The organism is Arthrobacter sp. 05T47 (assembly GCF_056395825.1).
This window is the reverse complement of the sequence record NZ_JBFTKG010000004.1, coordinates 105540-127538: the sequence shown is the minus strand read 5'-3', so window position 1 is coordinate 127538 and position 21999 is coordinate 105540. Positions and strand designations below refer to the sequence as shown.

The following is a 21999-nucleotide window of genomic DNA, read 5'->3' as shown; positions in this document are numbered from 1 at the left end:
CGGCCGCACTGCGGCCGTCCCCTGTTACCGTTACCGGCTCCGACTGATCCGCGTGTCAATCCTTCTTGAATGCGTCTTTGACTTTCTCGCCGGCCTGTTTGAGGTCGGCCTTCGCCTGGTCGCTCTTGCCTTCGGCTTCCAGAGACCGGTCGTCGGTGGCTTTCCCGGCCGCTTCCTTACCCTTGCCGGCGAGCTTCTCGGCGGTGTTATCGATCTTGTCTCCCAATCCCATGACGGACCTCCGTGGCTGGACGCAGACACTACGCCTGCGGCGATACCGTCAATTTTAGGCGCCACGAGGACTCGGATAAAGATACTTGCCTCGGCTGCGGGCGTGCCGACCCGTCCTGGCAGATCCTGTTTTCATGCCAGCTAGAACCGTCTGGGTGTCGGCTCCGGATCAGCCACGGCTGGTTCAGTGCGGGGCTCGCGATGACGGGATCGGCCGGCAGTCGTGGCTGCGCCACGCCGGAGTGGGGAAATCGCAGGGGTGCCACTGCGGCTGAGGGTGCGGTTCTCCGCGGCAGATGTGGGACGGCACGTCCTGGTCTCAGTTGTGCGTGAGCTACGCCGTTCCGGGTTGTGCCTCAGCTTTTCTCAGGCCGGGAGTGCTATACCTAGCTCAATGGCGCGGTCCTGCCGCGGTCTTGCACCGTTGCGGGCTTGGACTCCCTTGAGGCGGAGGTGAAATGGCGATCTGGCCACGGAGCGGGCTCTGCCTCTGGATTGCGGGGTCGGCACTCCTCAGCGGCTGCAGCGGCGCGTCTGGCGGCACGCGGGACAGTGTGTCCACAGCGCTGAAGGACAGTTCCTCCGCGGTTGCCACCGCCCGGCTCGCGCTGGCGCTCGACGCCGGGGGCAAGCTGACCATGGCGGCAACGTCCACGACGCTCGACGACGTCCTGAAAGACCTCGAAACCACCCGGACCACCGTCCTCCAGCTCTCCCCCACCGTCCAGGACGACCGTGAGACGCGCCGGGAGGCCCTGACCGTCCTGGATGAAAGCATCGCAGGGGTGACCACGGCGCAGGACGCCATTGCCAGCACCGACGGCAGCCCCACACTCCAGGACGGCGACAAGCTGCTGGAGAACGCCGCCGGCAGGATGGCCACACTCAAGAATCAGCTGGGGGGACAATGAAGCGCCTGCTCGGGGTGGCCCTGGGGGTCCTGACCGCGATCGGCGGGTTCGTGGACATCGGCGATCTGGTCACGAACTCCGTCGTCGGCTCACGGTTTGGGCTCTCGTTGGTCTGGGTCGTCGTCGTGGGCGTGGTCGGTATCTGTGTGTTCGCGAACATGTCCGGGCGGGTAGCCGCCGCGTCGGGCCGGGCGACGTTCGAAGTGATCCGGGAACGGTTGGGGCCCCGGGCCGGTCTGGCCAACCTGTCAGCGTCGTTCCTGATCAACCTGATGACGGTCACGGCGGAAATCGGAGGCATCGCCCTGGCGCTGCAGCTGGCCAGCAGCGTTCAGTACCTGCTGTGGGTTCCCGTGGCCGTGGTTGCGGTATGGCTGGTCATCTGGCGGGTGAGGTTTTCCATCATGGAAAACGTCACCGGGCTGCTGGGCCTGACGCTCATTGTTTTCGCCGTGGCACTGTTTCTGCTGAAGCCGGACTGGGGTGCCCTTGGCGCCCAGGTCCTGGCCCCGTCCGTTCCGGAGCAGGAAACAGCCGCCTCGTACTGGTATTACGCGGTGGCACTGTTCGGGGCGGCCATGACGCCCTATGAGGTGTTCTTCTTCTCCTCCGGGGCCTTGGAGGAAGGCTGGACCATCAAAGACCTGGCCCAGTCCAGAATCAACGTACTCGTCGGGTTCCCGCTCGGCGGCCTGCTCTCGGTGTCCATTGCCGCCTGCGCCGCGGTGGTTCTGCTCCCGGCCGGGATCGCCGTCACCTCACTGTCCCAGGTCATCCTGCCCGTCGCCGAGGCAGCCGGGAAAGTCGGTCTCGCCTTCGCCCTCGTCGGGATCGTCGCGGCGACCTTCGGAGCGGCCCTGGAGACCACCTTGTCCAGCGGGTATACCCTGGCGCAGTTCTTTGGGTGGTCCTGGGGCAAGTTCCGCCGCCCGGCCCAGGCCGCCCGCTTCCATTTGTCCATGATCATCTGTCTCCTGATCGGCGCGGCGGTCCTGGCCACCGGGGTCGATCCCGTCCTGGTCACGGAGTACTCGGTCGTGTTCTCGGCCATCGCGCTGCCGCTGACCTACCTGCCCATCCTGATCGTGGCCAACGACCCCCAGTACATGGGTAAACACGTCAACGCCCGCACGGTGAATGTGCTGGCCATGATCTATCTGGTCATCATCCTCGCCGCGTCCCTCGCCGCCATACCACTGATGATCGTCACGGGAGCCGGATCATGACCACCGCACCCCTGCCCAGATACGTCCGGGCCGCCGGGCGGACCCTCGACGCGCAACTTCACCTGCTGGACCGGCAGGTACTCGATGTCGACGGCGTCCCCGTCACCACGGTCGATGACATCGAAATCAGCGCCCCTCCCCCGGACACACCCATACCGGCCGGAACCCCGGCCCCGACACTCACCGCGCTGCTCACCGGCCCCGTCCTTGGAACGCGGATTTTCGGCGGCCGGCCCCCGTCATCACGGCTCATCCGCATCCCCTGGCGTGACGTCGCCGACGTCGGGGTCGTCATCCGGCTGGGCGTCCGCGGCGAGCCCCTGGACGCGGACTGGGTCGAACGCTGGATCCGCGACAAGATCATTGCCCGCATCCCCGGAGGCCGCCATGATCCTCGGTGATCTCCTCGGCACACCCGTGCACGACCCCGGCGGACTCCGCCTGGGGCGGGTGGCTGATGCCCGGTTCACTATCGACGGACCACCGGGCCAATTGCTCGCCGGCGCCAGCTTATTGGGCCTGGTCGTCAGCCCGCACAGCGCCTCCTCGTTCCTGGGCTACGAACGAACCGGTCTCGCCCGGCCTTGGCCCGTGGCCCACCTGCTCCGGTGGCGGCAYCGCGGCTCRTTCCTGGTGCTMTGGGCCGACATCGACATCATCGGCACGGACTCCGTCCGGSKCCGSGAAGGATTCACCCCGTACAGCCCGGYCCTGRGCGAMTCCGGACAGGAATGACCGCCGGCCTGTCATTCTCGGCTCTTARCGCCGGTTCCCGGCAWTGGCCGGTTCCGAGGCCCAGGCAGGACCTTGAGCACTGGTGTCTTTGCTSTCCATGGGGGCTACTCTGTTGGCGAGACCTTCATGGAGGAGGGCCCGATGAGCGCCTCTGACGAACTGCCCGSCATCGAAGCGCGGCTCGCCGCGGACGGGACCGTGGAAAGCAACGCCAGGGACCGGTCCTWTCTCCTCTCCGTGGTGCGGGAGCAGGGTGCACGGCTCGAGAAATTGGAAGCCGTGGCATCTGATTTCGCGGAACGGGGCGAACGGATCSAACATCAGTTTGACGGCATCGGCTCGATCCACGCKGCCAGGACAGCGGGTCTTGGTGACGGGTATCGGGAAGCTGCCAGGCGCATCCGCGCCGCGTTGGGCATGGCGACGGAGMCRGCAGTCGACGATGCAACGCCAGCCATGGATCCATGTTCGAGTGCCAGCTTCGAGCCGGGCGTCCAAAGCTCCTTCCCCGGGGCTGCGGCAGGATGACGGCAGCAACGACCTCATACCCGAGCCTTCATCCGGGAGCCAGCGGCCGCAGGCGGGTGCAGCGCCGAGGAAATYGTTGCGGTCCTGGTCGTCCGGAGCCCGAAAGCCCCSCGTGATCGAGACGGAASGGGGCCAAGCCGACGGCGCACACCGCGGCCGCTGGACAGGGAATTTCAGTCTCGCGAGGAGGAGTTATGACAGACCCGGTGGCGCCGCAGGATGACGGCAGGGACGAAWCGCTCACTGAGCGGATGGACCGCAATTGGGTGGAWTTGCTGCAGGAAATGCGGGTACTTCAGACAGGGGTCCAGATCCTCGCCGGTTTCCTCCTGACGCTGCCGTTCCAGGCACGTTTCGCGTCACTGGACGGCTACCAGATCGGGCTGTATCTCATCAACGTCATCGTGGCCGCCCTCACCACGGCMTCGATCCTGTTGCCGGTGAGTTTGCACCGCCGGCTTTTCCRGCAAGGRCTGAAAGCCACTCTCGTGGCCAGCGCCGATACCATCGTGAAGGTGTCATTGGCCGGCGTCATGCTGCTGAGCSTGGGCACCACATCCCTCGTCTTCGATGTCACTGYGGGCCGGAYGGCCGGCGTAATAGCCGCCATTGGCCTGCTGGCTGTGCTACTGCTCCTGATGGTCCTTATCCCCGGAACACTCCGACGCAAAGCCCTAAAAGAGAAGCCACAATGACAGCCGTTGCATAGGAGCGGCCGGATGGCGCCAAGCGGCAAGTCTTCCGCTCCTTCGACAAGCAGCCCTCAAAACGGTGCCTCACAGCGAGTTTGCCTCCGCCGGATGGTCAGATGATGACTACCTGTTGGGGTGCAGTGGCTCTGGCTAGACTTGAATTGCGCCGGAGTAGACGCATGTATTCGTCTCGGGAGGGCAGGATCATGACAGACCGCAGCGACTCTGAATCACCCGCGGGCCAGGCGCCCACGGGGAAGAAACCAGAAGAACGGGAGCTACGGGGCCGGTACGTCGAAGGCAGTTATGGCAAGGCCGGCGTGCAGCGAGGCCGCCSCRCGGAGGACGAGGAAGGTCAATACATCGAAGGTGATTATGGTGCGGCCGGCAGGGAGGRTGGCCTGCCCGAACCATTGGGAGAGAAGGTCAAAGAATCCGGACGCTACGTACGGGCCGACTATGGCGACGCTGGTGCAGTTCCGGGACGTTCGGCCGGGTCGGAAATCGGTCAGTACGCCGAGGGTGACTACGGTGCGGACGGTACTGTGGGTCCCCTTCGCGAGGCCGCAACAGGTACGAGCAGCGAAATGCCGGCGACCGAGAATCCGCAAAGCGGCCACGAACCTGCATCGCAGGACCGGCCCGTATCGTCGGGTGCCGACGCCCAGGCCGATGACTCCCGCAGCGGTGCAGATGTSGGRGAGGCGGTCGATGTCGCGGAGGCGGGCACCCAGGCGGAAGGCGATCACTCGYATCCGGAACGGGCCAAGACAGGCCAGGCGCCCGTCGAGCAGGTCTTTAGCGACCCCGCCATGACCGAGGGACAGCGGACCGTCACCGGCCCCCCAGCGGCAACCGGGGCCATCCCGCCCGGACCTTCACCTGCCGAAGCCGGATCCGGTGGAGCACAATCCGTTGTCGGGGCTCGAGAGTCTGACCGTCTCGCGGCAGRCGAGCCGCCRGCCGCTGGCCCCCCTTTCGACACCGGCACGAAGGAGGAACGAACGACCCCGCGAGGCGATTCCTAACGTWTTGATCCTGCCGCATCCCAGTGTTTTGCCCGTGCTGCCTGGCCGAGCCACTCCCCCATGGGCGACAGCGGCCAATAGGTCGCTGACCACTCSCCTAAAATTCGTACCGCGTGTCACCAAGYCGTTGTGCAGATTTTTCGTCAGAGGGGACTGCCCGTGCTCTGGACAGGGCCGCCGGAACTTTGTAAATTCGGAACAGTCCTAGTCAACCCTTCGGGGTTGGGGACCCTTTGCCGCCGGGTGCACGGCGGCAAAGAGAGCCGCTGTAGCCGAACGGTGGCATAAGGATGCACCCGCGGAGAAGAGCCCCCTGATGGCCACCTCGCACTTCGAACGATTCCTCCTTGAAGCCACCGTCCCGGATGAAACGCACYGGCCGTTGGGGCCGGATTGTCTTTACGGCCTGTACACAAGCTGGTGCCGGCTCCACAACATCACCCCCGTGGAGGACATTACCTTCCGGTCAGCCATGCAACGCYGCGGCATCGATCTGCGCAACAGCCRTCGACGGATKACAGGACAGGCCGCAACRGACTACATCCTGGCCAGCTACCCCGCGACGGCCTGACCATGTTCCATCGACGTCCCGAGGCACGCGCCCGGATGCCGCCACATCGACGTAGCCGGCACACATWGCTGGAAATGATCGACCGGCGGTYATTAGCCCGCCCGGGATAAYAATGCCCGGGAGAGTTCGCCGCCTCGGWTTGAAATGGCGGCTGCGGAAGGMCATGTCGCCCACGCGCGACCTCAGCATAGGCCGAGCCACGCCCTCAACGGACCGAACGACCTGCCTTACCAGCACCTGGTCTGCCCTGCTTTCTGTTCGACAGGCCGGCCCCTCGACGCTAGGTTGGGCCTCATGACTGAGAATCCAGATGCAGACAGGGACCGCCGCGAGGAGGATGAGCCGGCCAAGGGCTCACTCTCCGGCTGCAGCGCCCGCGAAATCGATGGCGAAATCGACGCGCCTGATGCTGATCGTGAGGATCCCCAGTAGCCTTTCCGGACCGCCCTGCGCAGCGCCGGGCCCGCTCCCCCCGTTCAGCGTTTCGCCCCGGAGCCCGGCAGCTGCGCCGGATCCAAAGACGCTAGATGCGCTCAACGCCGCGGGCGCTGCCCACCACACCTTTTACACGCCCGAACACCGTAGCCGCACAGCTTTGACCCCCGCATCACCAGGTAGAGGAGCATCATGACGGACCAGTACACCTTCCGAAACCCTGTCACAGCCTACGATCACATCGAACCTCCCAAACAGCACCAGCCCGAGCCCGGACTGGACGCCGAACTCGTCCCCAAAGCCGACCTCGGAGAAGAGAGCTACCGCGGCACGGGGCGCCTCGAAGGCCGAAAAGCGATCGTCACCGGAGCGGACTCGGGCATCGGCGGAGCAACGGCCATCGCCTTCGCCCGCGAGGGCGCCGACGTCGTGCTGTCGTACTTGCCCGAGGAGGAAGAGGACGCCGCCCGGATTGCCGGGCTGATCGAAAACGCCGGCCGCAAGGCGGTCCGGGTACCGGGGGACCTGAAGGACGCAGCCATGTGCCGGTCCCTGGTGGAGACAGCGCTGCGTGAACTCGGCGGCATTGACATCGTGGTGAACAATGCAGGCAAGCAGATCGCCCGGGAAGACATCGGCGATATCAGCGACGAGCAGTTCGACCACACCATCAAGACCAACGTGTACGCCATGTTCTGGCTCACCAAGGCGGCGGTCCCGCATTTGCCGCCGGGATCGACCATCATCAACACCACATCCATCCAGGCCTACGACCCCTCGCCGACGCTCCTGGACTACGCCACTACCAAAGCCAGCATCAACAACTTCACGAAGGGGCTCGCCCAGCAGTTGGCGCCCAAGGGCATCCGGGTCAACGCCGTGGCACCCGGGCCGATCTGGACACCGCTGCAGGTCAGCAGCGGCCAGCCGAAGGAGGCCTTGCCCGAGTTCGGCAAGGACACCCCGCTGGGCCGCGCGGGCCAGCCCGCGGAACTGGCACCGGCCTATGTGTTCCTGGCTTCCGCGGAATCCAGTTTCGTCGTGGGTGAGACCCTTAACGTCAACGGGGGCAGCCCCACTCCCTGACACCCCGGGGGACCCAAACACAGCGGCCGCTGTTTCTTCCGTGTGCCCGGGGAGGATCGTTCTATCCCGATATTACGGCGCCGCGGGGCTGACCCGGCGGGCCTCTATTCGTCGTGACGACCCGTTCCCCGCGAGTGTCCGGATGCTCCGCGTTTTCCCCTTCCTGCGGAGGATCCGGGTTGGCCGGCATTTTCGGGAGAATAGGTGCTGGTCGTTCAGCCTTCCCCCGCAGGGCGACTCTGGACTATTTGCAAGCATGCTGATAATTCTGGAACCGTCCGAGGCTGGTGAGGATCCGGCCAAGGGGACGGGCCGGAGCTGAGGCATTTCCTGTCGCGACCGGCAGGGCACAGAGGACGGTCCGCGGCTTCCGCGCCCGGACGCGAACCAACAATGTTCCCGCCTGAAGGTAGAGGAGGAGTGACATGGTCGACCGGATAGCCAATATTTGGGGAACCCGGACCCCGTACTCGCGGGACAGTTTATGGCCGGTCCGGGTGGACCAGGTCCTGGACGACGGCATCGCTGAGGACGATGTTGACCGGTGGGTGCAGTCCGCCTGCGTCCTCTGCAGCAACGGATGTGCCTGCGACATCGCCGTCAAGGACGGCGCGATGGTCGGGATCCGCGGCCGGGCGCAGGATCTGGTCAACCATGGCAGGCTGGGACCGAAGGGGCTCTTTGCCAGCCGCCAGGGTGTGTCGCACAAGGACCGCCTGACGAGTCCGCTGGTCCGCGAGAATGGGCAACTGGTCGAATGCGACTGGGACACGGCGATGCGTCGGATTGTGGACCGGAGCAGGGACCTGCTGGCGGAGCGAGGTCCGCTCAGCCATGGCTTCTACACCAGCGGGCAGCTGTTCCTGGAGGAGTACTACGCGCTGGCCGTGATCGGGAAGGCCGGCATCGGCACCCCGCACATGGACGGAAACACCCGGCTGTGCACTGCTACCGCGGCGGCGGCCATGAAGGAGTCGTTCGGCGCCGACGGCCAGCCCGGATCCTATACCGATATCGACAGCTGCGACGCGCTCTTTCTCTATGGCCACAACATGGCCGAGACACAAACGGTGCTTTGGTCCAGAGTCCTGGACCGGATCGCGGGCACGGACCGGCCCCGGATCGTCTGCGTGGATCCGCGCGACACGGAGGTCGCCCGCCACGCCGATGTCCATCTGGCCATCCGGCCCGGCACGAACCTTGCGCTCATGCACGCCCTGGTCCGTGAGGTGCTGGCCCAGGGCTGGGATGATGCCGGCTATGTCCGCGACCACACCTTGGGCCAGGACGCTCTCCGGAAGGTGGTCGAGCCGTGGACGGCCGAGGCGGCTGCCGCCGTCTGCGGTGTCCCGGCGTCGGACATCAGGGACGCAGCCAGGATCTTCGGCACGTCCGATCGGATTGTCTCCACGGTGCTGCAGGGCTTCTACCAGTCCTCGCAGGCGACGGCGGCGTCGTGCCAGGTCAACAACCTGCACCTGCTGCGCGGGATGCTCGGCCGCCCAGGGTGCGGGGTCCTCCAGATGAACGGCCAGCCCACGGCTCAGAACAATAGGGAATGCGGCGCGGACGGGGACCTGCCTGGATTCCGCAATTGGGAAAGTCCCGATCACATCCAGGAACTGGCCCGGCTCTGGAACGTGGATCCGATGACCATCCCGCACTGGGCGCCGCCGACGCATGCCATGCAGATCTTCCGCTATGCCGAACAGGGCTCGATCGACTTTCTGTGGGTCTCGGCGACGAACCCGGCAGTGTCCATGCCCGAACTGCCCCGGATCCGGAACATCCTCGCCAAACCCGATCTCTTCCTCGTCGTCCAGGACCTCTACCTCACCGAAACAGCACAGTACGCGGACGTGGTGCTTCCGGCAGCCGGGTGGGGCGAGAAGACCGGGACGTTCACCAACGTCAACCGCATTGTGCACATCTCCGACAAGGCGGTTGAGCCTCCAGATGGGGCGCGCAGCGACCTGGACATTTTCCTCGACTACGCGCGCAGGATGGATTTCACGACGTTAAATGGCGGGCCGCTGCTGGACTGGGCCGGGCCAGAGGACGCGTTCGAGGCGTGGAAAAACTGCTCCCGCGGACGCCCGTGCGACTACACCGGAATCACTTACGACAGGCTGCGCGGCGGCAGCGGCATCCCCTGGCCCTGCAACGAGGACCACCCCGACGGAACGGACCGCCTGTACGGAGACGGCGTTTTCCCCACAGACCCCGACTATTGCGAAAGTTACGGCCATGACTTGCTCACCGGCGCAACGGTGGGAGCCCAGGCCTTCCGCGCCCAGGGCGCCGGTGGGCGGGCCCTGTTCAAGACCGCCCCGTTCCACCCGCCGCACGAGGAACCCGACGCAGACTACCCGCTCCGGTATACGACCGGGCGCACCGCGTACCATTTCCACACTCGCACCAAAACGGGCCGCTCCCGGCCCCTGGCCGACGCGGCACCGCGGGCCTGGGTAGAACTGGCCCGGGAGGACGCGGACCGGCTCGGCATTTCCGAAGGCGACCTGGTCCGGGTCACCTCCCGCCGGGGCCGGATCGAGGTCCCCGCACGAGTCAGCGGCATCGCGCCCGGCACCGTGTTCGCCCCGTTCCACTACGGCTACTGGGACACCGGCGGCCGCCCCGGGACCCACCCGACGGCCGCGAATGAACTGACCCTGACCGAATGGGACCCCGTATCCAAGCAGCCGATGTTCAAAAACGCGGCGGTGACCGTGGAGAAGATCGGCGATGCCACCGGACCGGCGCCGGCCCCGACCACCACAGCGTCCCGGCCCGCCGCGGCGCCTGGCACCGCGCCGGTCCCGGCCACGGCCGGCGGCGACGGGGCCCAAGCCACGGAAACAACGGACAYCGAACCTGCACCCCAGTTCCCCGACGCGCTCAGAAACACCACGGAGGGTGGCCGGCCRTGAACCTGAACATCTACCTGGSCATGCTCCGTCAGGCCGAGAACACGCTCGCCGATTCCTTCCGCCAAGTGGCCGAGGGCCACGGGGCCGAGCCRGATGTTCRCTTCCTCTGCCGCACCCTGGCAGCCCAGTGCGACCGGCACGGGGAACTCCTCGGGCCCGTCGTGCAGCGCTACGGCGAAAACAGCTCCGACAACGAGCCCGAACGGCTCCACGCCCAGGGCCTGGCCACAACCCGGAACGGTCCCGTCGGTCTCCTGCGCGACCTGCAGGACCTCTACCTGCTGGCCAGCCTCGTCGACGTCACCTGGACGATGGTCAAACAGGCCGGGTCCGCGCTGCGCGATATAGAGTTACTCGCCGTCGTGGAGAAATGCGACGCCGAAACGGCCACCCAGCTGCGCTGGCTGCAAACCCGGATGAAACAAGCCGCACCCCAGGCCCTCATCGCAGCACGCTGAGGCCATCGAAAGGGACCACACGGCGGCGTCCGGAAGGATGACCCCAACGGACTCACTGCGATGGAACCCGGGTAGGGGTGCCCCGCCACGTTGCTAACGTTGCAGCGCTGTGGTCCGCAGGTCGAAGGATCGTCGACGAACGTCCGGGTCTCACTGACCGGCGTCGGTGAACCGTTCCGCCGCGGTTTCCAAGAGGAGACCCTCGAGTTCGCGGAGCTGTGCCGTTGCCCGGTCCAGCAGACTCGCCACCTGCTCCTGTCCAACGTGCGGGTCCGTGCGGGACAGGAGACCCAAGGTCCTCCAGAGCAGCGACTTGCCCGTGACGGCACTGATCAGCGCTTCGAGTTCCAATTGTTCGGCTGCGCCGATCCTGGCGTGGAGCGGATTGAGCGGGCCTAGGGACGCGAGGTGCGCCCCTGTCCAGGCGAAGGGCTTTTTGTAGGCCGGGATGCCTAGACCGAGCCCCTCGGTGATGCCCTCCAGGGTTGCCTTGTCGGCACTGATTTCCGTCGCGAGCCGCGCGATGGTACTGCCGCGTGGCGAGTCCTTCCACGTCTTGGCCGCCTGTTCGAAGAGTCGCTCCCCCGCCGCCGCGGCTATCAAGTGACTGTGCAGGTACGCGGCCAAGGARCTCTCCCCGGTTGTGCCCYTGCCGTGCTGTCCGGCGTTCATGGTCATATACCTTTCGTCCCTCGGGCTCCTGTGCGGTCTCGGGTCCCCAGTGACCTAGAACGTGGGGGCGCCGGGTTCAGCGAGCGGCTGCTCGCGCTCGATCTGGGCGAYCTTYGGATCGTTCTCGTCGGCGCCGTAGTCCGAGCTGCGGGTGATGTCATTYCCACCAGGGAGCTTCATTGCGTGGAAGAGCAGAGATAGGCCGGTGGCAACSAYMAGGTTTATCGCAAACGCMACRACGGCGATGTAGACCTGTATGTCGGTKCCSGGGATGGCCGCGATCGAGCCCCCGAAGTAGGCCTTCGTGACSGGGTTGACCACGTTGTACGCCGCGATGGTGCCATAGAYGATTCCGGCTGCCCAGCCGCCGAAAAGCGCCCAYCGGTGGAACCAGCGGGTGTAGAGCCCGGCCACRATCGTCGGGAAGGTCTGCAGGATCCAGATGCCGCCGAGGAGCTGCATGTTRATTGCTGCCGACTGGTCCATGGCAATGACGAAAATCAATGCACCGAATTTCACCACAAGCGACGCAATCTTGGACACCTTTGCTTCCTGCCGGGGAGTGGCGTCGGGCTTAATCAGATCGCGGTAAATGTTGCGGGTGAACAGGTTCGCCGCGGCTATCGACATGATCGCGGCCGGGACCAGAGCCCCGATGGCGATGGCGGCCAGGGCGATTCCGGCAAACCAGGCCGGGAATTGATCCAGGAACAGCTGCGGSACCACCAACTGCGGGTTGACAGCGCCGTTCAMGTCRACGGGATTGGTTCCGGCGAAGATGGCCACGTAGCCCAGCAGAGCCAAGAACCCCAGCATCAACGAGTACAGCGGCAGCACCGCGGCATTCTTSCGGATCGTATTCCTGCTCTTGGTCGCCAGGACGCCCGTGATCGAGTGCGGGTACATGAAWAGCGCCAAGGCCGAGCCCAGAGCCAGCGTCCAGTAGGCCGAGTAACTGTTCGCGCCCGGAATGAAGACTCCAGTGGGTTTACCGGTGGCAGGGTTGACCGCAGCGAGTTTCGCCTCGGCAGAGTCGAAGATGGGACCCCAGCCGCCGAACTTGATCGGCAGGTAAATTACCGCGACGATCACCGCCAGRTAGATCAGCAGATCCTTCACAACGGCGATCAGGGCCGGAGCCCGCAGGCCCGAGGTGTACGTATASGCRGCCAGGACCACGAACGCGATGATCAGCGGCAGGTCGGTCAGCAGTACGTTCTCCGCACTGCCCAGGCCCAGCACCGTGAGCACGGCCTTGATTCCGACYAGCTGAAGCGCAATGTAGGGCATCGTCGCGACGATGCCGGTGACGGCGACGGCAAGGGTCAGCGCCCTGCTGCCATAGCGGCCGCCGACGAAGTCGGCCGGCGTGACAAACCCATGCCGGTGCGAGACGGACCACAACCGGCTCATCAAAAGGAACACGATCGGGTACAGAACGATTGTGTACGGCACCGCGAAGAATCCGCTGACGGCGCCAGTGGCCCACATTGCAGCCGGAACGGCCACGAAAGTGTAGGCMGTATACAGGTCGCCGCCGAGCAGGAACCAGGTCACCCAGGTTCCAAACCCGCGGCCCCCAAGGCCCCACTCGTCAAGGCTGTGCAGCCCTGTCCCCTCTCCCCGCCGCCACCGCGCAGCCACGAACCCCAAGACCGCCACCARGACGAAGAGAATGATCACAATGGTCAGTGGAACCCAGCTAATGGGCCGGTCCGGAGCGGCCAGCGGCACGGCTGCCCCGCTCATCGCTCCTCCTCATCACCGGTCACGCCGCGCACGGATTCGCGCCGGCGGCGATCCTCCTTGCCGACCAGCCAGTAGGAGATCCCCACCAGGGCCGAGGTGATCGGAATCCACATCATCTGGTACCAGTAGAAGAACGGCATACCGGCCAAACGCGGCTCAYCGACAGAATACGCGGGCACATACAACGGAATCACAATGGCGATGGCCAACAGGATTCCGGTGACGACATATGGACCGGGTCTGGCCGGCCCGCGCGTTGGCACATCGGGACTGGACATCGACGCCTCCTCATTGAGACGGGCCCCCGGAGCGGGAGGACTTCCCGGGACGTGCCGGCGGCCTGTGGACCGTCTGTCAYAGCGGTCTTTACACACAGGATAGACACTGGATTTATTCTCCAACAGGGCAAATGCATMCGCCTCCGACGGCGAGGAGCAAGCCAACAGCGGCGCCGATGTCCCCAATTCAGGTTGGTTGCCCAATCAGCCCCCCACGCCAGACTTCAGGCCGTCGACACGAGCTGAATACGATCCGCCAGCCGATCGACGCTCAGCTACGGTTTGGCCTTGTCCGCCACCGCGCGGGACCGTCTGGCATGAAAGGGTCGCCCCGGCGGAGTCCCAACGATCCAGTCTGATCTGTGAGGCCACTAGCGGCGGATATTGAGCACTGACGCGCCACCGCCCACGAGGTATTGCGTGCTACTAAGCATGCTGATTAGATCTTGATATCGGCCGCATTCCACGACCGGCAACCGAAAGGACGGACAGTCATGGGAATTCTTGCATTCCTCATTCTCGGCCTTATCGCAGGAGCTATCGCCAAGGCGGTCCTTCCCGGCCGGCAGGGAGGCGGCTGGGTGATCACACTCGTAATTGGCGTCGTGGGCGCCATCCTCGGAGGCTGGATAGGTTCGTTGATCTTCGGCGGAGGCCTCGCTGACTTCTTCGATTTGCGGACCTGGCTCCTCTCCATCCTCGGGGCCGTTATTGTGCTCTTGATCTATGGCGCCGTTGCCGGCCGCAGAAGCAGGGCATAAGGTCCACCGGCCCATTGCTGCCCCTGCTCAACCAAGGCGCAAATGTTCTTTCAGAGGACGGAGAATAGATCGGCTCCATCGGCCAGGCCTTCGTGGACAACAATGACGGACAGCCGAGCTGGGTAACCGCCAGGACGGGCCTATTCGGAATGTCCGAATCCTTCGTACCCCTGGAAGGAGCCCGAACAGAGGGAAATGACATCGTGGTCCCCTACAGCAAAAACCAGGTCAAGGACGCGCCGAGGATCGACGCCGATCGGCCACTGGAGCCTGCCGAGGAAGGCCGGCTCTACCAGCACTATCAGCTCGACACCGGACGCACTTACACCGAGGCGACGGCAGATGCGGCAGATTCCACCCCCGACCCCGGAACGCAACGCACCGGGACACCGACCACCACCGGGTACAACGCCACCACCGACGAGACCTTGGCCCCCGCCACACAAGACACCACCGCAACAGACCGCAGTACTCCCCCTGCCGCCACCGGCACCCCGGATACGACGCCACCGCGCCCACCACTGAAGACACCACAACCCGGCCCCAGCCGCGCCCGGCAGGGGGCGGCGCCGAACAGCCGGCCGCGGGCGGGGCACGCCTGCGCAAATACGTCACCTCGGAATACGAAACCAGGACCGTTCCAGTGCAGCGCGAAGAAGTACGGATCGAGCGAGAACCGATTACGGAGGAAAACCGCAACGACGTAGCGGACCGTGCGGACGATGAGAACGAGATCATCCTCCACGAGGAACGAATCATCGTCACCAAGGAGACTGTCCCGGTCGAACGGGTCCACATCGGCACGGAAACGGTCACCGAAGACGTGACCATCAAGGAGAAGGTCCGCAAAGAACACATCGACACCGAAGGACCCGAGGAGAGCGGCGGCTAAACCCTAGAACCAGCAAATGCCCCCAGGCAGGAACAGTCGCACTTGCCTGGGCGTTGGATCGAGCCCGTTGGAATAGGATCGGGCCTACCTGCGCCTTGGCACTGAGCTCCATTTCGGTGGCGCCAGGGAGTACTTGAGCACCGGTTCCATTGCCCCGCATTGGGACTAGTCTGTTGGCAAGATCTTCATAGAGGAGGGCCCTCATGAGCGCCTCTGACGAATTGGCCGCAATCGAAGCGGGGTCGTCGACAAGAACGTCCGGGACCGGCCCTACCTCCTGAATATGCCAGTCTGATGGGTGCCCGCCAGGACGGCCAGACCGGCACCCACCGGCGGGACGTGCCGGACATTCGCGGACGAGGGCTGGGCGGACCGCTTGGATGTCATCGCCGCGTTGTCGGGATCGCTCTCCGCGTTGCCTATATAAGGTATCGGTAGACCGTGGCGCGGGATGCTCCGAGCATCTTGCCGATGTCGCGGGCGCTGATTCCTTTGCCCTTGAGTTCCTTGGCCCTGGCAGCGGCAGCGTCGTCCACTTTGCGGGGTCTTCCGCCGTGGCGGTTGTTGGCGGCGGCCAAGACGTGCGGCACGTTTCCTGGGCACGGTGATCGACCGGCTTACGGGCGCCTGCCGTGGTGCGGCGCATCCTCTGCAGAATGTCCACATCATAGAACATTTTTGCTCAAATTATGGACACATCCTCTAGCCTGCACTGTATGGACGACAGCCGGATAACCCAAGAAGATCTTCCACCCTTTATTGATGCCGCGTGGCTCGAGGCGAACCGACGTAACGTTGTCACCGCTGATGTTCGCTGGTACCTCGACGGCGGGTCGGGCCGTGCAGCGTACGACGGCGGGCATCTTCCAGATGCGGTGTTCGTGGACCTGGCCGCATGGCTGTCGGGCAATTCGGGACCACACGGGCTGAACCCGCTTCCCGACTCTGAAGTGTTCGCACATGGAATGTCCTCCTTGGGAATCGGCGACGACACGACCGTCATCGCCTACGACGACGCGGGGGGAGTCATCGCCGCGCGGCTCGTGTGGATGCTGCGTGCGCTCGGGCACCGGGCGGCGTTGCTCGACGGCGGGATTGCCGCATGGACGGGACCGCTGGAGACAACGCCCGTGAAGCCGGCGCCCGCGACCTTCACGCCGTCTCCGTGGCCCGAGGCCCGTCTCGCCCAGCTTCAGGACATCACCGCAGGGGCTGCCGGGATCATCCTCGACGCCCGCAATGCCGACCGCTTCGACGGAAGCCTCCAGCTGCCCACCGATCCCCAAGCCGGACACATCCCCGGCGCAGTGAACGTCCCGTGCCGTGGGAACCTCGCCCCCGATGGACACCTGCGCCCGATCGCCGAGGTCCGACGAGCGTTTGCGAAGGTTGGGATCGAAGACGCGACTGCCGTCATCTCCTACTGTGGCTCAGGCGTCACGGCCTGCCACAACCTTCTCGCTCTCGAGCATGCAGGACTCGGCCGCGGCCGTCTCTACGCAGGCCGGTGGTCAGAGTACGGAGCCGAGCCTCGCCGCCGAGCCGAGCTTGGCTGACAACCGACCTACGATGCCCGCTCGGGTCGAAACCACGACCTCCATCCTGAAGAGTGGAGACAGTCTCAGTCTGGCCCGGTAAGGGATCCTTGGGTTCTTGCGGTGATTGCAACACTTAGCGGATGGGTGTTGTCGTGGCGAGGTATTCAATTTATGTAAGACCGGATCTTCTGCAGCTGTTTTGGGCCGGGATGCAGGCCGGCGATTTCATCACGGACGCTGTTGTGCCGATCGATACGAGCAGGCGGACCGGTCGCCGGGTCCTGGCCGAAGCCGGGGGTGTCAGGCCACGCCGCGGCCGGGATCTGAAGGGCAGGTGCCTGACCTTCGCCCAGCGTGAAGAGATCGCGGTGCTGCGCGCCCAGGGACACTCGCTGCGCCGGATCGGGGTCGTGATCGACAGGTCGGCCTCGACGGTGTCCAGGGAGCTTCGGCGCAATTCGGTGGCCGGGTTGCCCTGCCGGGCAACATCGGCTCACGCGTTGGCGTATGAGCGGGCTTCGCGGCCGAAACCGTCGAAACTGCACACGAACACGGTGTTGCGTGCGAAGGTGGAAGAGGACCTGAAAAAGAAGTACTCGCCGGAGCAGATCGCAGGACGCCTGCGGGTTGAGTTTCCCGATGAACCGGAGATGCGGGTGTCACCTGAGACCATTTACCAGTCCCTCTACGTTCAGTCCCGCGGAGCACTCAACCGTGATCTGGCCGCGTGTTTACGCACCGGACGTGCGCTCCGGCAGCCCTGCAGGAAGGCCGGTCAGCGGAAGAACCGGATCCCGGGGATGGTCAATATCTCCGAGCGTCCCGCGGAGGTTCAGGACCGTGCGGTGCCAGGGCATTGGAAGGGTGACCTCATCATCGGCAAGGGCAACCAGTCCGCGATCGGGACCCTCGTGGAGAGAACCACCAACTACACGATGCTCGTTCACCTGCCGGATAGATACAAAGCAGAACAAATGCGTGACGCCCTGGCAGCCAAGATCAAGACGCTCCCCGAGGCGCTGAGGCATTCCCTCACCTGGGACCAGGGCATCGAAATGCAGGACTGGAAAACCGTGAAAGTGGACGCCGGTATCGACATTTACTTCTGCGATCCGCACTCACGCTGGCAGCGGGGCATCAACGGGCCTAGTTGTTGCATGCGAAACGGAAGGCAGTCCCGAGTCCTATCCATTCCAGGTGCTTTTTGACTCTGCAGGGGGCGACGTGATGCCCGGCCGCACGCCGGTTGAGGAGAGCGTGCGGCCGGAGTCTTTGGGTCGAAGGCGGAGCAGGGGTCGGCATTTCGGGGCTATTTTCAATGTCCCTCTTCGCGCTGAGAACAGCCTGAGAGCCGACCCTCCACTGTCCCGCATCCCACCGGCCGGACCGGAGCCGTCAGCCCACACGTTTAGGTGGTCGGCCCGGGCGGGTTCCCACGCCACACCCGGGTCAACCACCGCCGCGCGGCGCGCCCCACTGCGGGCGGACGGCCACGGCTTGCAAAACCTACCTCCGCACCCGCCGCGCGGCAAGGGCCCGAGGCCCACCGGATCAGAGTGCCCGCGCTGCATCGACGCATGGGAGAGCCCCGCAGCTAGTGTTGACGAGAACGAGGCAAATAGAATCTGGCTGGAGGTCACGGTTGCATGAGCGAACCTCCAACGTTGAGTTTTACTCTGACGTACGCCGCCACACTTGGAGTGGCGCTGCCATTCTTCCTGGCTCAGATCATCGCCATGAGCGCACTACTGGCCTTGGCCGGAATCAGCGCTGCGCTGGCCGGGACAGTCCAGTCCATGGCTCGGCTCCTGTCACGGTTCTGATGGTTGTGTCACGTATTTCTGGCCCCTCGAGGGCGGTTGAAACTTGCCCCACCCTGCGATGACTGGGAAGTCTTGTCGCGGGCCCGTCTTCGGTGCCTCATCGACTTGGGGTCTCAGTCAGGGCGCCGCGGACGAAGGAGTTTCAACGTTGGAACCCGCTGGGGGTTGCGACCGGCAGATCTGCCGTCGTGCTAGGTGAGCCTTGCGGCCAGCTCCTGGTATGCGGGGTGGAGTTCTTGCCACCGCACCCGTGCGTCGCAGCGGTCACGTCCGGCGAGGTAGGCGGCGAGATCTTCGACGTGGATCTGGTCTCCTGCCCCGTAGGCGGCGATCTGCTCCAGAGGCAAGCCGCGGTCCTCAATAACCAGGATGGTTTGATCGCCGTCAGCGCTAAGCGTCGCCTCGATCACGCCGTCCGGTTCGTCTGGGGCCGTGGTCAGAATCCGGAGCCACTGTGGGGGCTGGCACACTTCCACACGACAACTGCCTTCCCACCCGCTGGCAAAGTAGCGGGCCCTGAAGTCACCGCCCTCGCGAAGATCGCCTTCTACCTCGCCGAGCCAGCGGGCGAGACGGCCGGAATCGGTGAGCGCCGACCACACGTCCTCCCTATCGGTGTCGAACCGGACCTCAAGTCGCACGATGCCGTTGCCCTCCACCGCTCGCAGGGTGCCCAGCGTGCGCACGCTTCCAGGGGTGTTGTTGGTCACGGGGTGCTCCTTCGCTCACGCTTGCCGCGTGCTATTTCGGTGTGCAGGACATCCAGCCGCTGTTCCCACAGGGCCACGTATCGATCCAGCCAGTCGTAGATCTCAGTGAGCGGCTGTGGGCGGAGGGAGTAAACCCGCCGTTGCGCTTCTTGGTGCACCTCGACCAGACCCGCTTCTCGCAGCACCCGCAGGTGCCGCGAGACACCCGGGCGTGCAATCGGCAGGAGCGCTGCCAGTTCACCCGCGGTTGCCGGGCCGTCAGCAAGGGCCTCCAGCATTCTCCGTCGGCTATCATCCGCGAGGGCCTTTAGAGCGGCTTCCATGACCCTTTTGTACCAAGTCGGTTACGTACCAGTCAAGGTACTTAAGCCGCCTTCGATTCCATCCGGACCGGCCTTCCGCCGCATCCATCCACTGGTGAATCCAACGCTGAAGGCGGTCACAGGTAACCGTCGCAAGTGCCCGGCGGGTCACCAAGTGGGGCCAGAAATAGCCGTCCTGTCTCTGGAAAACGTGCGGGGGCCCAGCCGTGGAGTCCCGAGCCCGAGAGGCTTCACAGGGCTTACTCAGGGGCTACAGACACAATGTTGATTCTGGTGTGGAACGGTAGACGCCACTTGACACCTGGCCCATTGGGAGCCGGGCCAGAGAGAAAGCCGGAACCGATGAGCCAGAATGTCGCAAAATTCTTGGGCCGGAGCCGCGCGGCACGACCGGCGGCGCTGATTCTTGCTGCAATCCTCGCCGTGGCGGCCACGGCTTGTGAGCCCACCCCGCCAGGAGGCGGGCCATCGCCGGGCCAGGGCAAGACAACGGCCGCCCCCGGCACTCCTACGACAACCCCCTCCCCACAACCCACACAGGCCTCGGGGAAACCCGGCCACGTCTTCGTGATCAACCTGGAGAACCACGACTACAACGACGTCTGGGGCCCCGAGTCGGCGGCCACCTACTTATCGAAGACCCTGCGCGCACAGGGCGTGCTGCTCTCCCAGTACTACGGGACAGACCACAACTCCCTCCCCGACTACCTGGCCCAGATTTCCGGGCAGGGCTCGAACGCCATGACGCGCGCCGATTGCCCTGTATATGCCGAGTTCCAACAAACCGGGACATCCGAGGCGGGCCAGGTGCAGGGTACCGGCTGTGTGTACCCCGCTTCGGTTCCCACCCTTGCAGGCCAGCTCAGTTCCGCCGGCAAGACCTGGAAAGGCTACATGGAGGACATGGGCACGCCCTGCCAGCATCCCGAGCCCGGCTCCACGGACGACCATCACAAGGCGAAGGAGGGCGACCAATACGCAACGCGCCACAACCCGTTCGTGTATTTTGACGAAATCACATCGTCTCCGGACTGCCCGAACAACGTGGTGGACTACACCCACTTCGCTGATGACCTGAAGTCCACGGACACGACACCGAACCTTTCCTACATCACACCCAACCTGTGCAACGACGGACACGACAGCCCCTGCGTCGACGGCAGCCCGGGCGGCCTCGAAAGCGCCGACAGCTGGCTGCAGCAGCAGATCCCCGCCATCCTGGACTCCCCCGCCTACAAACAGGACGGGGTGCTGGTCATCACCTTCGACGAAACCGAAGCCAAGACCTCCGGCCCGTCGGGAGTCACCGGAGGCACCGCGGGCGGCCGCGTCGGCGCACTGGTGATCTCCCCGTTCACCAAGGGCGGGACGACGTCGGACACGATGTACAACCACTACAGCCTGCTCGCCAGCATCGAGGACATCTTTTCAGTACCCCGGCTCGGATACGCGGGGGCACCGGGCCTGAACAGCTTCGGCCCGGACGTCTTCAACGCCCGGTAACCGCCCGCGTCACCGAACCTCCACATTGCCGTTCCCCGATCCGGGGCTCCCACAGTGCAAGAAAAAGCGCAGCTTCAGAACCTACTGTTGCGTTGTGGCACAGCAGCCCAGTCAGGGGCACGCCACAACGTCATTTCACCCTCAGAATGACGAAGCGCACCCCAGAGACCGGCTCCACCTCCCTTAAAGATGGAGCCGGTCTGAGCGGACCATGGAAAAACGCGCGGAGCGATGCCCTGCAGCTAGCGATCGACTTCGCCCAACGACAGCTGAGGACACCGGAGGAACTTGATCTCGACTTCGATCTCAGTGACTAGGAGTCGCGGCGCGACCTATGCGGATGGGGCCCATGGTCAGCGGAGCGTGCGCAGGTACCGTGGGCGCACGATTCGCTGCCCGATTCGACGGAGTGGGTAGGGTGTCCGCCAGGGTTGGTGTGAGGCCGCCGGCGTCGGTGAGCACCCCGGGCGGGGTCACCCCTTTCCGATTTCTTGTAGCGCCCACGAGTTGCCGTCGGGATCGCTGAAGTACGCGAACTTGACGCCTCCCATGTCCTCTATTTCGGTCACGGCGGCCCCGTGCTTGATGAGTTGGTCGCGCGCCGCAGCGATGTTTTCGACCACTAGGTGCAGGCCCTTGACCGTGCCGTCGTCTGGGCTGCTGTTGGCCATTCCGGCGCCGATGACTATGGAGCATGCTGAACCGGGTGGCGTGAGCTGCACGATCCGCATGCCGTTCCCGGGCTGCACGTCATGATCCAAAGTGAAGCCGACGGTGTCCGTGTAGAAGGTCTTACTCCGCTCGACGTCTGCTACCGGCAGCGGCACCAGTTCCAATTTCATTGGTACGCGCATTTACCTCTCCTAATTTTCGTCAAATGACGCTTGGATCTTGGGGTGAGCCTGTTCCAGCTTCCTCT

The 21999-nt window shown here is 64.8% G+C and carries 24 protein-coding genes and 1 pseudogene; 17 read left to right on the top strand and 8 right to left on the bottom strand.

The annotated features are described in order from the left end of the window. Nucleotides 1-55 precede the first annotated feature (55 nt). Nucleotides 56-232: a CsbD family protein gene (locus AC1DEY_RS06085; RefSeq protein WP_476851050.1), complete on the bottom strand. Its 177-nt coding sequence runs from the start codon at nt 230-232 to the stop codon at nt 56-58. A gap of 457 nt (nt 233-689) precedes the next feature. Here AC1DEY_RS06085 and AC1DEY_RS06080 point away from each other — a divergent pair, with 457 nt between their 5' ends. The 11 genes from AC1DEY_RS06080 (at nt 690) to AC1DEY_RS06030 (ending at nt 10831) form a co-directional block, all read left to right on the top strand. Continuing rightward, on the top strand, nt 690-1142 hold the full coding sequence (locus AC1DEY_RS06080) for a hypothetical protein (protein ID WP_476851051.1): 453 nt from the start codon (nt 690-692) through the stop codon (nt 1140-1142). After that, the gene (locus AC1DEY_RS06075) at nt 1139-2368 is read left to right on the top strand and encodes an Nramp family divalent metal transporter (protein ID WP_476851052.1); all 1230 of its coding nucleotides are present in this window, start codon (nt 1139-1141) and stop codon (nt 2366-2368) included. The genes AC1DEY_RS06080 and AC1DEY_RS06075 overlap by 4 nt, the downstream gene beginning before the upstream one ends. After that, nucleotides 2365-2769, top strand: a complete 405-nt coding sequence (locus AC1DEY_RS06070; protein ID WP_476856343.1) for a hypothetical protein — start codon at nt 2365-2367, stop codon at nt 2767-2769. The genes AC1DEY_RS06075 and AC1DEY_RS06070 overlap by 4 nt, the downstream gene beginning before the upstream one ends. Beyond that, nucleotides 2756-3103, top strand: a complete 348-nt coding sequence (locus AC1DEY_RS06065; protein ID WP_476867170.1) for a PRC-barrel domain-containing protein — start codon at nt 2756-2758, stop codon at nt 3101-3103. Before AC1DEY_RS06070 ends, AC1DEY_RS06065 begins: the two co-directional genes overlap by 14 nt. A 141-nt stretch (nt 3104-3244) precedes the next feature. Then, nucleotides 3245-3631, top strand: a complete 387-nt coding sequence (locus AC1DEY_RS06060) for a hypothetical protein (protein WP_476867169.1) — start codon at nt 3245-3247, stop codon at nt 3629-3631. Nucleotides 3632-3825: 194 nt separating this feature from the next. Beyond that, nucleotides 3826-4326: a DUF6328 family protein gene (locus tag AC1DEY_RS06055; protein WP_476867168.1), complete on the top strand. Its 501-nt coding sequence runs from the start codon at nt 3826-3828 to the stop codon at nt 4324-4326. 1341 nt (nt 4327-5667) lie between these two features. Further along, the gene (locus tag AC1DEY_RS06050) at nt 5668-5922 is read left to right on the top strand and encodes a hypothetical protein (protein WP_476867167.1); all 255 of its coding nucleotides are present in this window, start codon (nt 5668-5670) and stop codon (nt 5920-5922) included. Between the two features lie 294 nt (nt 5923-6216). After that, entirely contained in the window at nt 6217-6354 is a 138-nt protein-coding gene (locus tag AC1DEY_RS06045) for a hypothetical protein (protein ID WP_476851059.1), read from the top strand. A gap of 195 nt (nt 6355-6549) precedes the next feature. After that, nucleotides 6550-7443 (top strand): SDR family oxidoreductase, encoded by an 894-nt coding sequence (locus tag AC1DEY_RS06040; protein WP_476851060.1) that lies wholly within the window; start codon nt 6550-6552, stop codon nt 7441-7443. Nucleotides 7444-7868: 425 nt separating this feature from the next. Next, nucleotides 7869-10373 (top strand): molybdopterin oxidoreductase family protein, encoded by a 2505-nt coding sequence (locus AC1DEY_RS06035; protein WP_476867166.1) that lies wholly within the window; start codon nt 7869-7871, stop codon nt 10371-10373. A 20-nt stretch (nt 10374-10393) separates the two neighbouring features. Continuing rightward, nucleotides 10394-10831: a hypothetical protein gene (locus tag AC1DEY_RS06030; RefSeq protein ID WP_476867165.1), complete on the top strand. Its 438-nt coding sequence runs from the start codon at nt 10394-10396 to the stop codon at nt 10829-10831. A gap of 150 nt (nt 10832-10981) precedes the next feature. Here AC1DEY_RS06030 and AC1DEY_RS06025 read toward each other — a convergent pair whose 3' ends face one another. The 3 genes from AC1DEY_RS06025 to AC1DEY_RS06015 form a co-directional block, all read right to left on the bottom strand. Continuing rightward, the gene (locus tag AC1DEY_RS06025) at nt 10982-11458 is read right to left on the bottom strand and encodes a hypothetical protein (protein ID WP_476867164.1); all 477 of its coding nucleotides are present in this window, start codon (nt 11456-11458) and stop codon (nt 10982-10984) included. Nucleotides 11459-11557: 99 nt separating this feature from the next. Next, a complete protein-coding gene (gene mctP / locus AC1DEY_RS06020; protein WP_476867163.1) occupies nt 11558-13252 on the bottom strand; it encodes a monocarboxylate uptake permease MctP in 1695 nt (564 codons plus the stop codon). Next, nucleotides 13249-13530: a DUF3311 domain-containing protein gene (locus AC1DEY_RS06015; protein ID WP_476867162.1), complete on the bottom strand. Its 282-nt coding sequence runs from the start codon at nt 13528-13530 to the stop codon at nt 13249-13251. Before AC1DEY_RS06015 ends, mctP begins: the two co-directional genes overlap by 4 nt. A 494-nt stretch (nt 13531-14024) precedes the next feature. Between AC1DEY_RS06015 and AC1DEY_RS06010 the strand changes: the two genes are divergently transcribed. Both AC1DEY_RS06010 and AC1DEY_RS06005 read left to right on the top strand, forming a co-directional pair. Further along, nucleotides 14025-14291 (top strand): GlsB/YeaQ/YmgE family stress response membrane protein, encoded by a 267-nt coding sequence (locus tag AC1DEY_RS06010; RefSeq protein ID WP_476851066.1) that lies wholly within the window; start codon nt 14025-14027, stop codon nt 14289-14291. Between the two features lie 598 nt (nt 14292-14889). Then, nucleotides 14890-15183 carry a YsnF/AvaK domain-containing protein gene (locus tag AC1DEY_RS06005; RefSeq protein ID WP_476851109.1) on the top strand — a complete coding sequence of 98 codons (294 nt, stop codon included), beginning with the start codon at nt 14890-14892 and terminating at the stop codon, nt 15181-15183. Nucleotides 15184-15602: 419 nt separating this feature from the next. Here AC1DEY_RS06005 and AC1DEY_RS06000 read toward each other — a convergent pair whose 3' ends face one another. Then, nucleotides 15603-15773, bottom strand: a complete 171-nt coding sequence (locus AC1DEY_RS06000) for a helix-turn-helix domain-containing protein (RefSeq protein ID WP_476851067.1) — start codon at nt 15771-15773, stop codon at nt 15603-15605. Nucleotides 15774-15899: 126 nt separating this feature from the next. Between AC1DEY_RS06000 and AC1DEY_RS05995 the strand changes: the two genes are divergently transcribed. The 3 genes and pseudogenes from AC1DEY_RS05995 (at nt 15900) to AC1DEY_RS05985 (ending at nt 18544) form a co-directional block, all read left to right on the top strand. Next, nucleotides 15900-16739, top strand: a complete 840-nt coding sequence (locus AC1DEY_RS05995) for a sulfurtransferase (RefSeq protein WP_476867161.1) — start codon at nt 15900-15902, stop codon at nt 16737-16739. A gap of 122 nt (nt 16740-16861) precedes the next feature. After that, nucleotides 16862-17863, top strand: a pseudogene (locus AC1DEY_RS05990) (IS30 family transposase); the annotation flags it as partial. 522 nt (nt 17864-18385) lie between these two features. Then, nucleotides 18386-18544, top strand: a complete 159-nt coding sequence (locus tag AC1DEY_RS05985; RefSeq protein ID WP_476867160.1) for a hypothetical protein — start codon at nt 18386-18388, stop codon at nt 18542-18544. Between the two features lie 191 nt (nt 18545-18735). Here AC1DEY_RS05985 and AC1DEY_RS05980 read toward each other — a convergent pair whose 3' ends face one another. Both AC1DEY_RS05980 and AC1DEY_RS05975 read right to left on the bottom strand, forming a co-directional pair. Continuing rightward, nucleotides 18736-19254: an SRPBCC domain-containing protein gene (locus tag AC1DEY_RS05980; RefSeq protein ID WP_476851070.1), complete on the bottom strand. Its 519-nt coding sequence runs from the start codon at nt 19252-19254 to the stop codon at nt 18736-18738. Then, complete coding sequence (locus AC1DEY_RS05975) at nt 19251-19577, bottom strand: ArsR/SmtB family transcription factor (RefSeq protein WP_476851071.1); 327 nt, start codon at nt 19575-19577, stop codon at nt 19251-19253. The genes AC1DEY_RS05980 and AC1DEY_RS05975 overlap by 4 nt, the downstream gene beginning before the upstream one ends. A 342-nt stretch (nt 19578-19919) precedes the next feature. On the opposite strand from AC1DEY_RS05975, the gene AC1DEY_RS05970 reads away from it, so the two are divergent. Further along, nucleotides 19920-21080: an alkaline phosphatase family protein gene (locus tag AC1DEY_RS05970; protein ID WP_476856338.1), complete on the top strand. Its 1161-nt coding sequence runs from the start codon at nt 19920-19922 to the stop codon at nt 21078-21080. A 473-nt stretch (nt 21081-21553) separates the two neighbouring features. On the opposite strand, the gene AC1DEY_RS05965 is transcribed toward AC1DEY_RS05970, so the two are convergent. Then, nucleotides 21554-21934 carry a VOC family protein gene (locus AC1DEY_RS05965; protein WP_476851073.1) on the bottom strand — a complete coding sequence of 127 codons (381 nt, stop codon included), beginning with the start codon at nt 21932-21934 and terminating at the stop codon, nt 21554-21556. Between the last annotated feature and the right edge of the window lie 65 nt (nt 21935-21999).

What these genes read in the sequence shown, in the direction of transcription:
- AC1DEY_RS06075 (WP_476851052.1), top strand. Translation starts at nt 1,139, where the DNA reads ATGAAGCGCCTGCTCGGGGTGGCCCTGGGGGTCCTGACCGCGATCGGC.
- AC1DEY_RS06040 (WP_476851060.1), top strand. Translation starts at nt 6,550, where the DNA reads ATGACGGACCAGTACACCTTCCGAAACCCTGTCACAGCCTACGATCAC.
- AC1DEY_RS06045 (WP_476851059.1), top strand. Translation starts at nt 6,217, where the DNA reads ATGACTGAGAATCCAGATGCAGACAGGGACCGCCGCGAGGAGGATGAG.
- AC1DEY_RS06010 (WP_476851066.1), top strand. Translation starts at nt 14,025, where the DNA reads ATGGGAATTCTTGCATTCCTCATTCTCGGCCTTATCGCAGGAGCTATC.
- AC1DEY_RS05970 (WP_476856338.1), top strand. Translation starts at nt 19,920, where the DNA reads ATGAGCCAGAATGTCGCAAAATTCTTGGGCCGGAGCCGCGCGGCACGA.
- AC1DEY_RS06070 (WP_476856343.1), top strand. Translation starts at nt 2,365, where the DNA reads ATGACCACCGCACCCCTGCCCAGATACGTCCGGGCCGCCGGGCGGACC.
- AC1DEY_RS05995 (WP_476867161.1), top strand. Translation starts at nt 15,900, where the DNA reads ATGGACGACAGCCGGATAACCCAAGAAGATCTTCCACCCTTTATTGAT.
- AC1DEY_RS05965 (WP_476851073.1), bottom strand. Translation starts at nt 21,934, where the DNA reads ATGCGCGTACCAATGAAATTGGAACTGGTGCCGCTGCCGGTAGCAGAC.
- AC1DEY_RS05975 (WP_476851071.1), bottom strand. Translation starts at nt 19,577, where the DNA reads ATGGAAGCCGCTCTAAAGGCCCTCGCGGATGATAGCCGACGGAGAATG.
- AC1DEY_RS06080 (WP_476851051.1), top strand. Translation starts at nt 690, where the DNA reads ATGGCGATCTGGCCACGGAGCGGGCTCTGCCTCTGGATTGCGGGGTCG.
- AC1DEY_RS06085 (WP_476851050.1), bottom strand. Translation starts at nt 232, where the DNA reads ATGGGATTGGGAGACAAGATCGATAACACCGCCGAGAAGCTCGCCGGC.